Below are 12,895 nucleotides of genomic sequence, written 5' to 3' on the forward strand. Positions count from 1 at the left end.
GCCTAGCTCCTCAGGAGGGTGATCTCGCGTAGATTGGACTTCGTATAAGCCGTTAACGGCTGTCATAGAACCTATGAATGGAACTCAGAAAGGCTAAAGAGGCTAAACACCATGACTGAACTGAACGCGCAGGAAATCAAGCGTCTCAACGCCGTCGTTCGCTTCGCTACCTACTCGGTCTTCAAGATCGAGCCGGGTGTGCTGGGGGATCGCGCGGAGGTTGCTGCTGATTTTCAGGCATTCATTGATTCCTTCGAGGATGAGGATCTGGTTATCCGCGGTGTCTACGACCTGTCCGCACTGCGCGCTGAGGCCGACGTCATGATCTGGTGGCACGCGGAGAAGATGCAGGATCTGCAGGTGGCCTACCGCCGCTTCCTCAAGGAAACCAAGCTGGGACAGGCCTGCGAGCCGGTATGGTCCAACACCTGCCTGCACCGCCCGAGCGAGTTCAACAAGGCTCACCTGCCGTCCTTCATCATGGGCGAGGAGCCGGGCGATTGGATCTGCGTCTACCCGTTCGTTCGCAGCTACGAGTGGTACACCATGGATCGCGCGGAGCGCTCCCGCCTGCTGCGCGAGCACGGCAAGGCCGCCCTGGGCTTCGACGAGGTTCGTGCTAACACCGTTCCCGCCTTCGCACTGGGTGACTACGAGTGGATCCTGGCCTTCGAGTCCCCGACGCTGGAGCGCATCGTCGAGCTGATGTACAAGATGCGCTACACGGAGGCTCGCCACCACGTGCGCGAGGAAATCCCGTTCTTCACGGGTCGTCGCGTTAACGGCGACAAGGAGGAGCTGGCTAGCTTCGTGGAGTCGCTGGCCTAGCAGCATCCGGCCCTAACTGGGCTCTAGCTGGCCGGATCCTCGGCCGGCTGCAGCGTCAAAGCAATGCTGTTGATGCAATAGCGCAAATCAGTGGGCGTGGGATAACCCTCGCCCTCGAAAACATGGCCCAGGTGGCCTTCGCACTGCGCACACAGAACCTCGATGCGGCGCATGCCGAGGGAATCGTCGACGCGGGTAATCACCGCGTCCGAATCCTTCGGGTCGAAAAAGCTCGGCCAGCCGCAGTGCGAGTGGAACTTCTCGGTCGAGCGGAACAGTTCCGCGCCGCAGCCCTTGCAGGCGTACACACCCTCGGTCTCGGTGTCCGTGTACTCGCCCTTAAAGGGGGCCTCGGTTCCGGCCCGGCGGAGCACGGCGAACTCCTCAGGGGTCAGGCGCTCGCGCCATTGTTCGTCAGTGAGCTCGCGGAAATCAGCGGTGGGGTTCAACTCAGTCATCAGTTGCTTCTCCTGTCCTAGTCTTCTCCCGGTAGAAAAGACCATTCGTGTGTACATCGCCTAGGGGGTGGACGTTGTGGCGTCGATCCCTAAAGAACCACATCGTAGAGACCACCGCAGCGGCGACCAGCAACAGTGACCAACCAATAGTGCCGCGCGTATATTCCGCCACCCGGCCGTAGTTGACCCACCGGTCCGAGAACCACGAATCGTGGCTGAAGAAGAAGTACACTCCCAGCCACGCCACGGGGCTGTGCATCACGGAGCGGGAGGAAAGAACCGTGAAGAGGATCGGCAGCAGCAGCATCGAGTAGTACATCTGGCCTAGGCTGCTAATCAGGAACACGCCCGTCAGAAGCACGCCGGCGGTGGTGGCGGCCCACATCACCGGATCGCGGTCGCGGAAGCGCAGCAGCATCGCCAACGCCACGAGCACGCAGATGGCGGCCAAAATGCGCCACAGCCAGATCGTCCAATCCGGGAAGCCGAAGTACACGCCCACGCCGGGGATCGACGAGTTGGCGAAATCCCGCACCCCGCCGAGGTAGGGCAGCAGCTTGTCGAAGTAATCGCCCGCGTTTGTGGTGAGCGGCCAGGCGATGACGTTCATGGCGACCGGGATCGCCAGTCCAGTGGCGATGGTGGACAGCTGGCGGCGCATCAGGGGAATGAAGAGCAGCGGCAGGAACTGCGGCTTGATCGTGATGGCCAGGCCGATGACGATACCCGCCAACACCCCTCGGTTGTTGATGAGCAGCCACAGGAACAGCGCCTCGGCCAGCAACAGCACGCCGTTGATGTTGCCGAACCCGAGGGTGTTGGCGATCGATTCGGAGCTGAAGAGGAAGAAGATGCCGACGGGCAGAACCCAGGAGCGCAGGGAGTAATCAAAGAGCTTCGTGAGCACCACGACCGCCAGCACCGCCGCAACGCCGTTGCCGACCACGTACACGGCCCGCGCGAGGTCGATGTTCGTCAGCAACGACAGGGGGCTCAGCAGCAGCGTGGCGCCGGGGGAGTAGAGGTAGTGCGGATCCGTGGAGGAGTAGTCCTGGTCGTAGATCGCCTCCTGGGCGCGGAACTTGTACAGCGCTGAGATAACCGTGCCGAAGTCGTCGGTGAGTCGCGAGTTCCAAGGGTGAACGAATACGCGATGGATAAAGGTCATTACAGCCAGCGGCCAGAACACCCAGCAGAGGATCTGGGAGGTGTCCACGCGGCTTTCTGCACGTGTAGAGGAAGAATTCTCGGCGTTCATCGCCGACTAATTTTAGCCCCCGAATCTCCCCGGGAGCGCTGCCACGCCGCTGGTAAGGCATGAAAAAAGGGGGCATGGCGCCCCCAAAAAAACTTTGGAGCGGATGACGAGACTCGAACTCGCGACCCTCACCTTGGCAAGGTGATGCGCTACCAACTGCGCTACATCCGCGTGCGAAAGGGTTTAATCCTTCGCAGGTGGATCCGAAGATCCTGTGCGCGATACTGGGATCGAACCAGTGACCTCTTCCGTGTCAGGGAAGCGCTCTCCCGCTGAGCTAAACGCGCCTATAGTTCACTATGTGTAAAAGAATGTGGAGGTGGAAACGGGAATCGAACCCGTGTACACGGTTTTGCAGACCGTTGCCTAAGCCACTCAGCCATTCCACCGCGGCAAGAGATTCTTGCTCGTGGCCCACTTTAGTGAACCGTGGAGCGGATGACGAGACTCGAACTCGCGACCCTCACCTTGGCAAGGTGATGCGCTACCAACTGCGCTACATCCGCGTGCGAAAGGTTTGATCCTTCGCAGGTGGATCCGAAGCGGATCCTGTGCGCGATACTGGGATCGAACCAGTGACCTCTTCCGTGTCAGGGAAGCGCTCTCCCGCTGAGCTAAACGCGCTAAAACAACAACCCAAGCCCCGAAACTAGCTCGGGATATTGCTTGAGCGTGGAGCGGATGACGAGACTCGAACTCGCGACCCTCACCTTGGCAAGGTGATGCGCTACCAACTGCGCTACATCCGCATAAGCAACCTTGAACGCTTAAAAGCGATTCTTCGTCGCTGCGACAACAAACACTAGCCTGTTAGTCACCTAGTTCACAAATCCCCAGGTAGATAAGGGCTTCGGAAGGCTGCCCTCGCGCCGATTAAACACCGTTGAACTACAATCTTGCAATTCAGCAATATGGCACGAAGGCGGCTAGAAAGTGGCACCTGCCTACGGGTTTTGGTCTTGCTTAGCGCCTAGTGGTACCTTTCCCTCTTGAAGGTTCCATAGCTCAGTGGAAGAGCGTTCCGCTCACACCGGAAAGGTCGCTGGTTCGAACCCAGTTGGAACCACAATTCACCGCCTGGCATTCTCGCTGGGCGGTTTTCTTTTTCTCCCCCAGGTGCCCCCGAGGGGATATGGCTTGGGAACTCTTTGCCTGCGGCGCCCGACTACTTGGATAGCGCTGGGAAAACTCGCAGGATTGAGCTCAGTCTTTTCGGCGCTATGGTGTTAGCAGTGTCGTGACAGAAAGGTTCACCGTTTACATGCCTCGCCGTTTTTCTTCTTTTGGACGCCCCTTCGCCCGCATCCTCGCGGCATCTGGAATGGTTGCTGCCGTCTCCGTGGGTTTCGGTGCTCCAGCCTCTGCCCATGACGTCGTGGTGAAGTCCACCCCGGAGGCCAATTCCACGGTCGACCACCTGCCTGAAAAGATCGTCCTGAACTTCTCGGGCGAGCCGCAGGAGGGCTTCAACACCATCGCGCTGTCGCACGATGGTGAGGTGCTTTTCCGCGATGAGCCGACGGCCGATGGCCGAGAGCTTTCCGTGGATGTTCCGGCTGATGTGCAGGAGAAGAAGGACGGTGGCGAGTACACCGTCGGCTACCAGATCACTAGCTCCGACGGTCACTCCACCCGTGGCAGCCTGAAGTTCAATCTGGCTTCCGCGGATGGCGGCGAAGGTAACGGCAGCGGCGGAAGCCAGTCCGAAGGGGGCTCCGAGGAGGGGGCACAGGGGGAGCAGTCCCTGAGTGTTCCTTCTTGGTTATTGCCTTTGGGCGGTATCGTCGTAGTTGTGGGTGCTTTGGCAATCGCCATCGCACGCTTTCGCGACTTGAAGGACGACTAGCCGACAGTAGGGTAGAGCGTTCCTCATGTCCGATTAGTTGACGATTACCTGATCAGGAGATTTCCCGTGAAGAAGTTCCGCTCTGCAACTGCTGCCGCTCTGGCTCTGACCACTGCCCTCGCACTGTCCGCATGCACCCCTCCTAACGAGAATGACGGCGACCAGCGCGAGGACACCGCAACCACCGGCCCGGCTAGCCCGAGCATCCAGTCCACCGAGGAAGCAGCTACCGACTCGTCCGAGTCCGAGGCTGAAGAGACCGACGCTACCGATGCGGACGAGACCGACGCTTCCGTAGAGACTGAGATGGACGGCGCTGAAGTGGCCACCGATAACGCCGAGGCAACCGCCACCGGCGCAGCATCCGCGTCGGGTGCCACCAACTAGCACGCGAACTACTAGGAATCGCGTACAGCGTGTTCGGGGGAATAAGCCCCCGGACACGGGAAAAAGGTTGGGAAGCCCGCACGCCTTTTAATTGAAAGGTTCGTTATGTCCCTGACCTCCCTGAATAACACCAAGAAGCGCGCCGCAGCCGTGGCTACCGTCGCGTTGAGCAGTGCGCTGTTCCTTTCCGCATGCTCGGACGATGGGGAAGGCAAGAACGACGCTTCCACCTCGGCGGAGACTACGCAGTCCGCTGAGTCCGCAGAGTCCGCTGACGACAAGGCTGCGGACGAGCAGGCTTTGGAGTTCAACGACTCCTATGTCACCGCCAAGCCTGCCGACAAGAATATGACGTCTGTGTTCGGCACCCTGCACAACACCACCGACAAGGACATCACTATCACCGAGGTGAAGGGTGACATTGACGGTGCGAAGTACGAGCTGCACGAGGTCAACGACGACGGCGAGATGCAGCAGATCTCCAGCCTGACTATCCCCGCGGGCGAGGATAGCGTGCTGGAGCCGGGCGGAAACCACATCATGATCATGGAAGTTTCCGACGAGATCGCTGCCGGCGATTCCCTGTCCTTCACCCTGGTCGACGAGGATGGCAAGGAGTACAAGCTGGAGAACGTTCCGGTGCGTGTTCAGCAGTCCACCCACGAGCACTACGGTGACGAAGATGGCGGCAACATGGAGGGCATGGACGGTATGGACGGCATGCAGCACGGCGAAGAGCACGGACACGAGCACTAAGCCCCATGCCTGACCCCGCACGTTTTCGTTCTTCCATTTCTGACGCCCCCACCCCCGAGCCCCCCGAAGGTGTGAAGTTCACCCGCCGTGGATTCTTCGCGGGACTAGGAATGACCGGCGCCGCATCCGTCCTGGCAGCTTGCAGCACGACAGAAGACTCTGCTGGTACAGCTGGCAATAGTGGTGCTGGCGATGGGGCGTCAATAAGAAAGATTGATTTCGACGGCCCGCACCAGGCGGGCATCCGGGAAGACTCGCAGAACCACGCGCTGCTGGTGGCCTTCAACCTGAAGAGGGACGGGCTACCGCGCGGTGGGCTGAAGAAGAACCTGGAGCGCCTGATGCGCATCTGGGCCGGTGATGCGCGCTCCCTGACCCAGGGGCAGGTCGCCCTGGCGGATCTGGAGCACGAGCTATCGATCGCTCCGCAGAATCTAACGGTGACTGCAGGGTGGGGGCCTAAGCTAATCAAGGATGCGGACTTGATTGGCGCGGCTCCTTCCTGGGTGAAGAAGAACCTCAATGGGCTGCCGAAGTTCAAGGGAGACAAACTCGACCCGGACTTTGGTGGCGCCGACGTGGTCCTGCAGATCTGTGGCGACGACCTCACTGCCGTGAGTCATGCCGCGCGCGTGCTGACCCGTGGCGGTCGTGACTATGCGACGCCGAAGTGGACCCAGCGCGGATTCGTGGACTCGCCGACAGGCGAAACCCCGCGCAACCTGTTGGGCTTCAAGGACGGCACCGCCATTCCCCGCACCGACGAAGAATACGACGAATCTATCTGGGACGACCAGGGCGGCAGTGCCATGGTGGTTCGCCGGGTCGTGTTCGACATGCCGGGGTGGGAGCAGCTGGATCGCAAGTCCCGCGAGGTCGTGTTCGGCCGACACGCAGACACCGGCGCGCCACTGGGCGCGAAGGACGAGTTCGACCCGGTGGATCTGAACAAGACCGGCGATGATGGTTTGCCGATGATCGACGAGCGCAGCCACGTGGGCATCTCCGCGGGCGAGGGCACCCATATGCGGCGCCGCGCCTACAACTGGGACAACGAGGTCACCCCACTGGGCAACAGCGGGCTGATTTTCATCTGCTTCCAGGCCGACCCGGACGAGGCATTCACGCCTCTGCAGAAGCGCCTCGCGGAGAAGGACCGGCTGAATACGTGGATCACCCACGTCGGTTCAGCGGTGTTCTGGGTACTGCCCGGCACGCAAAACGGGGCGTACTGGGGGCAAGAGATCCTGGAGGGGTAGAATCTACGGGCGTTGAGGACCGTCACCAGGTATGTGACCGTCACTAAAGCCCGAGAAGGAGCACGATCCACAAGTGAGTACCCCCGAAATCACCCCAGTCGCCGTTACTTTCCGCGTTCCGGCTGGCACCCCGGCCGGAGCCGCCATGCGCGAGCTGGGTCTTCCCAACAAGGGTCCGGAAGCCATCGTTTGTGTGAAGGAGACCGAGGGGGAGGACGCCGGCCAGCTGCGTGACCTTTCCTGGGCGCCTGAGCAGGACGTGGACGTCGTCGCCGTTCCGGCTAACACCGATGAGGGGCGCGGCGTAATCCGCCACTCCTGCGCCCACGTGCTCGCACAGGCAGTGCAGAAGGAATTCCCCGGCACCAAGCTGGGAATCGGCCCGGCCATCGACAATGGCTTCTACTACGACTTCCAGGTTGCAGAGCCCTTCACCCCGGAGGATCTGAACAAGCTGGAAAAGACGATGAAGAAGATCATCAAGTCCGGCCAGAAGTTCGAGCGCAAGGCTTATGCCGACGCAGAGCAGGCTCGCGCGGAGTACGCAGACGAGCCCTTTAAGACCGAACTGATTGCCGACAAGGGCAATGTGGATCCGGACTCCGACGAAGCCACCGAGGTCGGAACCGGCGAACTGACCGCCTACAGCAACGTGAACCCGCGCACCGGGGAGGTCGAGTGGTACGACCTCTGCCGCGGCCCGCACGTGCCGACCACCCGCTACATCCCAGCTTTCGCCCTAACCCGTTCCTCCGCCGCCTACTGGCGCGGTGACCAGTCCAAGGCCGGACTGCAGCGCATCTACGGCACGGCTTGGGAGTCGAAGGAAGCCCTGGCGGAATACCAGACGATGATGGCGGAGGCCGAGAAGCGCGACCACCGACGCCTGGGCCAGGAGCTGGACCTGTTCAGCTTCCCCGACGAGATCGGCTCCGGCTTCCCGGTATTCCACCCGGACGGCGGCATTGTGCGCCTGGAGATGGAGGAACACTCCCGCAAGCGCCACATTGCCTCCGGTTACAGCTTCGTCAACACCCCGCACATTACGAAGGGCGACCTGTTCCAGAAGTCCGGTCACCTGGACTTTTACGCCGACGGCATGTTCCCGCCCATGCAGCTGGACGGGGAGACCGATGACGAGGGCAACGTTACCAAGCCAGCGCAGGACTACTACGCCAAGCCCATGAACTGCCCGATGCACAACCTGATCTTCGCCTCGCGCGGACGCTCCTACCGTGAGCTTCCCCTGCGCCTGTTCGAGTTCGGCACCGTGTACCGCTACGAGAAGTCCGGCGTGATTCACGGCCTGACCCGTGCGCGTGGCTTCACCCAGGACGACGCGCACATCTACTGCACCGAGGATCAGCTGGAGCAGGAGCTGACCACCGTGCTGGAGTTCATCATCTCCCTGCTGCGCGACTACGGATTGGATGACTTCTACCTGGAGCTATCCACCAAGGATCCGAACAAGTTCGTGGGCACCGACGAGATCTGGGAGCGTTCCACGCAGATCCTGGAGCGTGTGGCCACCAAGTCCGGCCTGGAGCTGGTTCCGGATCCGGCGGGCGCGGCCTTCTACGGCCCGAAGATCTCTGTCCAGGCTCGCGACGCCATTGGGCGTACCTGGCAGATGTCCACCGTGCAGTTGGACTTCAACCTGCCGGAGCGGTTCAACCTGGAGTACACCGCGCCGGATGGCTCCAAGCAGCGCCCGATCATGATTCACCGTGCGCTCTTCGGCTCCATCGAGCGCTTCTTCGGCGTGCTGCTGGAGCACTACGCCGGTGCGTTCCCTGCATGGCTGGCCCCGCATCAGGTCGTGGGCATCCCGGTCGCTGACGAGTTCAACGAGTACCTGGAAAACTTCGCTGCGGACCTGCGCGCCCAGGGCATCCGCGCGGAGGTCGATACCTCCGACGACCGCATGCAGAAGAAGATCCGCAACCACACCACCGGCAAGGTGCCTTTCATGCTGCTGGTCGGTGGGCGCGATGTGGAGGCGAACGCGGTGAGCTTCCGCTTCCTGGACGGCACCCAGGTCAATGGCGTGCCGCGCGCGGATGCGCTGCGCATCATCTCCACCTGGATCGCTGAGCGCCGCAACGACCAGCCGAGCTCGGAGCTGGTTCAGCCGCTGGTGGAGGCTTAACACCGCAGTGGAGCAGCAACAGGAACCGGAACAGCAGTCCGAAGCGTATGTGGACTTAGGCGTGGGCTCCCAACCCGACCTGCAAGGCGGGCTGGAGCGACTGTGGGCACCCTACCGCTCCCAGTACATCGCCAAATCCAAGCGATCTGCCGACCCCTTCGCCACGCTGCCGGAGCTTTCGGACGAGGAGGCGCTGATTGTCGCCCGCGGCAAGTCCGTCTATTGCGTGCTGAACCTGTACCCGTATAACCCCGGCCATATGCTGGTGGTTCCTTATCGCCAAGTGGCCGATTACACGGAGCTCAGCGACGCAGAAACCGCAGAACTGGCGGAGTTTACGAAGATTGCGCTGAAGGCACTGCGGGCGGTTTCCAAGCCCGATGCGGTCAACGTTGGCCTCAATTTGGGCAAGGCCTCCGGAGGCTCCATTCCGACACACCTGCACCAACATATAGTGCCCAGGTGGGCCGGTGATGCTAACTTCATGACAGTCATGACGGGCACCAAGGTGTTGCCACAGACGCTGCGGGAGACCCGTGCGCTGCTGGCGGAGGCCTGGGAAAGCGTTACCCGTTCCACCGACTAGCGGTTCAAACCATTAGGGAGAATAACTTCAGCGATGCTTAGCGTGCACGGCCGTGGCCCCGCCGCGGTCATCATTGAACCGATTGCCCGGGTGCTGCACAAGATGGGGATTACCCCCAACGCAGTGACCGTTTTCGGCACCCTGCTGGCGATCGGTTTCGCGCTCTGGCTGATTCCCTCTGGCCATCACTTCGCCGCCGCCGTACTGATCGGCCTTACGGTCGCCACCGACATGGTGGACGGCACGATGGCCCGCATGCGCGGCGGTGGCACCCGCTTCGGTGCCACGCTAGATGCCACCTGCGACCGCCTCAGCGACGGCGCCATCTTCGGCGCCCTGGTTCTCTGGTTTGGCCTGCAGGAGCCCGCGAACGTGGTGATGATGAGCGTCTGCTTGGTCATCCTCGTCGCCAGCCAGGTCACCAGCTACGTCAAAGCTCGCGCGGAGGCCTCGGGAATCAAGGTCGTGGGCGGGCTCATCGAGCGCCCGGAACGCCTCATCATCTCCCTGGTCGCCGTCGGTATCGGCGGCCTCGGCGTGCCGCACGTTCTGGCGTGGGGGCTGTGGATCCTCGCCGCTGGTTCGCTGTACACAGTTGTCGAGCGGCTGGTGATTGTTGCTCGTTCGGACGCCGCGTCCCAGACCATCGCCGCCCCCGAAGGGGCCCGCGAGTTCCCCGCCGAGGGGAGTGAGGGTTAATGGGTGAGCGGCTATCCGCCGCGGCATATATCGCGGGCTGGAAGATTACCTCCAAGCTGCCGAAGCCGGTGGCGAAGGCATTGTTTGAATGGGGCGCGGACGTGGCGTCCAAAAAGGGCAAAGGGCCAGAACAGCTGCGCCGCAACCTCGCCCGCATCGTCGGGCCGGAGAACGTCACGCGCGACCTGGTGCGCCGCTCCATGCGCAGCTACATGCGCTACTGGCGCGAGGCCTTCCAGCTGCCGACGATGGCCGGGCGCGAGCTGGCGGAGGAGCTCAACCGCAACTTCGTACCCGGCTCGCTGGAGCTGCTGCACGCGAGCGCCGAGTCCGGCCGAGGCACCGTCATTGCCTTGCCACACGCGGGCAACTGGGACATGGCCGGGGTGTGGCTGGTGCACCACTACGGGACCTTCACCACCGTCGCGGAGCGCCTGAAGCCGGAGATCCTGTTCGAGGCTTTCGTGGAGTACCGCGAGTCGCTGGGCTTTGAGATCATCGCGCTGACGGGCGCGGACGTGCCTCCCCTGGAACGGATGGAGGAAGTGTTGCGCGGCGGCGGGACCGTGTGCCTGATGGGGGAGCGCGACCTGACTGGCCACGGGGTAGAGGTGGAGTTCTTCGGGGAGAAGACTTCCATGCCCGCCGGGGCGGCGCTGCTGGCACAGCGCACCGGGGCGAACCTGTTTACTGCGCGAGTGGCGTTCCGCGGCGGCTCGACGGACCCGCGTCCCGAGCGTCGAGGCACGCCGGAGACCTGGGAGCACGAGGTCACGCCCGTAGATGTGGAGGGGCGGAGCCTGCAGCAGATCGTCCAGCAGATGGCGGACAACTTCGCCCGCGGCATCGCCATGGATCCGCAGGATTGGCACATGCTGCAGCCGCTGTGGTTCTCGGACCTATCGGAGGCGCGCCGCAAGCGCCTGGGGTTGGGTGAAGAAGACCAGCCGGAAGGGCAGGGCCAATGAGGGTAGGAATGGTTTGCCCGTACTCCTTCGACGAACCGGGCGGCGTGCAGATCCACGCCATCGACCTGTGCACGGAGCTGCGCAAGCGCGGACACGAAGTCAGCCTGATCGGCCCCGGCAAATCCACCGAGGGGCTGCCGGATTTTGTGGAGCTGGGTGGCTCCAGCATTCCGATTCGCTACAACGGATCGGTCGCACGCTTGAGCTTCGGCCCGCGGACGAAGAAGCACCTAAAGCAGTGGATCCGCGATAACCAGTTCGACCTTTTGCACATCCACGAGCCGAACTCCCCGTCCTATTCGATGATGGCCATGGCCGTGGCGGAAGGGCCGATCGTGGCGACGTATCACGCCTCGGCCAGCGAGTCGAAGATCCTTAAAGTGGCGCTGCCTTTCCTGCGCCCGTACCTGGAGCGCATCCACGGTGGCATCGCGGTTTCCGAGGAGGCCCGCCGCTGGCAGGTGGAGAACCTGGCGGGCGACCCGGTGCTGATCCCCAACGGCGTGGAGACCTCCGTCTACCGGAACGCTGAGCCTCTGGCCGGGCTGGGTACGCTCGAGCAGCCCCGGCCGCGTCCGCGCCTGATGTTCCTGGGCCGTTTCGAGGAACCCCGCAAGGGCCTGCAGGTCCTGTTGGAGGCCATGCCGCGGATCGTCGCGGAAGTGCCGGACGTGGAGCTGCTGATCGCCGGTGGCGGCGACATCGACGCCCTGGTTGAGCGCGTGCGGAAGCTCGGACTGTCCGTCTGTGTGGGGTTGGGGCCCAGCGCGAAGCCTAGTGACGCCCACGTGCGCGTTCTCGGGCGCGTCAGCGACGCGGACAAGGCCAGCGCGCTGAGCGCAAGCGATGTCTACGTGGCCCCGAATACGGGCGGCGAGAGCTTCGGCATCGTCCTGGTGGAGGGCATGGCGGCTGGGGCGGCGGTGCTGGCCAGCGACATTCCCGCCTTTGAGGCCGTCGGCCAGCACGGAAGGTCTGCGCGCCTGTTCCGCAATGGTTCGGCCGAGGACCTGGCCGAGAAGGCTATCGGCCTGCTGCGCGACGATGAGGGGCGCGGCAGGCTCATCGCGGCCGGGGCGCAGCGCGCCGTCGATTTCGATTGGCAGACGGTGACCGACCAGGTGGAGCAGGTGTATGACACGGTGACGGTCAAGGGGCGAAAGGTGACACTGGCATGATCACGATTCCCGTGTGGGTCTTCATTGTCGCGGTGGTTTTGATCCTCGCGATCGTTGCGGGCGTGTGGGCTTCAGGGATGGCCAGCCGGCTGAACCGGTTGCACATCCGCACGGACTCCGCGCGCGTAAGTCTGGAGGGGGCGCTGCACTCCCGCTCGAGCGTGGTCGCAACGCTGCAGCCGGAGCTAGGGCAGGACGTGGCGCACGTGAACCGCGTAGCACTGCGGGCCACCGACATGGGTGCGCGCAGCGAGGCGGAGAACGAGTTGCTGAGCGAGTTGGATTCGCAGGTGTGGACCAACCCGAACTTCCTGGAGGCCTCGGCGAAGGTAGACCTGGCGGCCCGCTTCTACAACGACGCGGTCTCTGATACCTTGAGCGTGCGTTCCCGCCCGCTGGTGCGCGTCCTGCGATTGGCCGGCCGGGCGCCGCTGCCGGAGTATTACGAAGCCCTTCTGTCCAGTCCCGCACCCAGCGAAGATTCCGCCGACAACGGGGGCTCCGCGGAGGGCTAGTTTTAATC

The 12,895-nt window shown here is 62.8% G+C and carries 13 protein-coding genes and 7 tRNA genes; 12 read left to right on the plus strand and 8 right to left on the minus strand.

All coding sequences use genetic code 11. The features are described 5' to 3' along the window. Positions 1-111 precede the first annotated feature (111 nt). Positions 112-828: a hydrogen peroxide-dependent heme synthase gene (hemQ, locus tag MHX52_RS00325; RefSeq protein ID WP_035003773.1), complete on the plus strand. Its 717-nt coding sequence runs from the start codon at positions 112-114 to the stop codon at positions 826-828. Positions 829-851: 23 nt separating this feature from the next. On the opposite strand, the gene msrB is transcribed toward hemQ, so the two are convergent. The 8 genes from msrB to MHX52_RS00365 all read right to left on the minus strand — a co-directional run bounded on the left by msrB (position 852) and on the right by MHX52_RS00365 (position 3,293). Then, positions 852-1,286: a peptide-methionine (R)-S-oxide reductase MsrB gene (gene msrB, locus MHX52_RS00330; protein WP_035003782.1), complete on the minus strand. Its 435-nt coding sequence runs from the start codon at positions 1,284-1,286 to the stop codon at positions 852-854. Then, positions 1,279-2,544, minus strand: coding sequence for a glycosyltransferase family 87 protein (locus tag MHX52_RS00335; RefSeq protein ID WP_239315959.1), 1,266 nt, complete (start codon positions 2,542-2,544; stop codon positions 1,279-1,281). The genes msrB and MHX52_RS00335 overlap by 8 nt, the downstream gene beginning before the upstream one ends. A gap of 95 nt (positions 2,545-2,639) precedes the next feature. Beyond that, positions 2,640-2,715 (minus strand) — tRNA-Gly (locus MHX52_RS00340). A gap of 44 nt (positions 2,716-2,759) precedes the next feature. Then, positions 2,760-2,831, minus strand: a tRNA-Val gene (locus MHX52_RS00345). Between the two features lie 27 nt (positions 2,832-2,858). After that, a tRNA-Cys gene (locus MHX52_RS00350) sits at positions 2,859-2,933 on the minus strand. Positions 2,934-2,974: 41 nt separating this feature from the next. Beyond that, positions 2,975-3,050: transfer RNA gene (locus MHX52_RS00355), tRNA-Gly, on the minus strand. Between the two features lie 46 nt (positions 3,051-3,096). Further along, positions 3,097-3,168 (minus strand) — tRNA-Val (locus tag MHX52_RS00360). A gap of 49 nt (positions 3,169-3,217) precedes the next feature. Further along, positions 3,218-3,293: transfer RNA gene (locus MHX52_RS00365), tRNA-Gly, on the minus strand. Between the two features lie 245 nt (positions 3,294-3,538). Here MHX52_RS00365 and MHX52_RS00370 point away from each other — a divergent pair. From MHX52_RS00370 to MHX52_RS00420, 11 genes are all read left to right on the plus strand, one after another. Next, positions 3,539-3,610 (plus strand) — tRNA-Val (locus MHX52_RS00370). 195 nt (positions 3,611-3,805) lie between these two features. Then, positions 3,806-4,390: a copper resistance CopC family protein gene (locus tag MHX52_RS00375; protein WP_192816639.1), complete on the plus strand. Its 585-nt coding sequence runs from the start codon at positions 3,806-3,808 to the stop codon at positions 4,388-4,390. A 66-nt stretch (positions 4,391-4,456) separates the two neighbouring features. Further along, positions 4,457-4,777, plus strand: a complete 321-nt coding sequence (locus MHX52_RS00380) for a hypothetical protein (RefSeq protein WP_239315961.1) — start codon at positions 4,457-4,459, stop codon at positions 4,775-4,777. 105 nt (positions 4,778-4,882) lie between these two features. Continuing rightward, positions 4,883-5,533 carry a copper chaperone PCu(A)C gene (locus tag MHX52_RS00385; RefSeq protein WP_239315963.1) on the plus strand — a complete coding sequence of 217 codons (651 nt, stop codon included), beginning with the start codon at positions 4,883-4,885 and terminating at the stop codon, positions 5,531-5,533. A 5-nt stretch (positions 5,534-5,538) separates the two neighbouring features. Beyond that, positions 5,539-6,792 (plus strand): Dyp-type peroxidase, encoded by a 1,254-nt coding sequence (locus MHX52_RS00390; protein WP_239315965.1) that lies wholly within the window; start codon positions 5,539-5,541, stop codon positions 6,790-6,792. Between the two features lie 145 nt (positions 6,793-6,937). Further along, a complete protein-coding gene (thrS, locus tag MHX52_RS00395) occupies positions 6,938-8,941 on the plus strand; it encodes a threonine--tRNA ligase (RefSeq protein WP_237746271.1) in 2,004 nt (667 codons plus the stop codon). Between the two features lie 7 nt (positions 8,942-8,948). After that, positions 8,949-9,527: an HIT domain-containing protein gene (locus MHX52_RS00400; protein ID WP_035003789.1), complete on the plus strand. Its 579-nt coding sequence runs from the start codon at positions 8,949-8,951 to the stop codon at positions 9,525-9,527. A gap of 33 nt (positions 9,528-9,560) precedes the next feature. Continuing rightward, the gene (gene pgsA, locus MHX52_RS00405) at positions 9,561-10,226 is read left to right on the plus strand and encodes a phosphatidylinositol phosphate synthase (protein ID WP_070487582.1); all 666 of its coding nucleotides are present in this window, start codon (positions 9,561-9,563) and stop codon (positions 10,224-10,226) included. Further along, entirely contained in the window at positions 10,226-11,194 is a 969-nt protein-coding gene (locus tag MHX52_RS00410) for a phosphatidylinositol mannoside acyltransferase (protein ID WP_239315967.1), read from the plus strand. Before pgsA ends, MHX52_RS00410 begins: the two co-directional genes overlap by 1 nt. Next, entirely contained in the window at positions 11,191-12,372 is a 1,182-nt protein-coding gene (locus MHX52_RS00415) for a glycosyltransferase family 4 protein (protein WP_239315969.1), read from the plus strand. Before MHX52_RS00410 ends, MHX52_RS00415 begins: the two co-directional genes overlap by 4 nt. Then, complete coding sequence (locus MHX52_RS00420; protein WP_035003799.1) at positions 12,369-12,887, plus strand: hypothetical protein; 519 nt, start codon at positions 12,369-12,371, stop codon at positions 12,885-12,887. Before MHX52_RS00415 ends, MHX52_RS00420 begins: the two co-directional genes overlap by 4 nt. Positions 12,888-12,895 lie beyond the last annotated feature (8 nt).

Origin of the sequence: Corynebacterium sp. ACRQJ, from assembly GCF_022346045.1 — a bacterium.
Lineage (GTDB): Bacteria > Actinomycetota > Actinomycetes > Mycobacteriales > Mycobacteriaceae > Corynebacterium > Corynebacterium evansiae.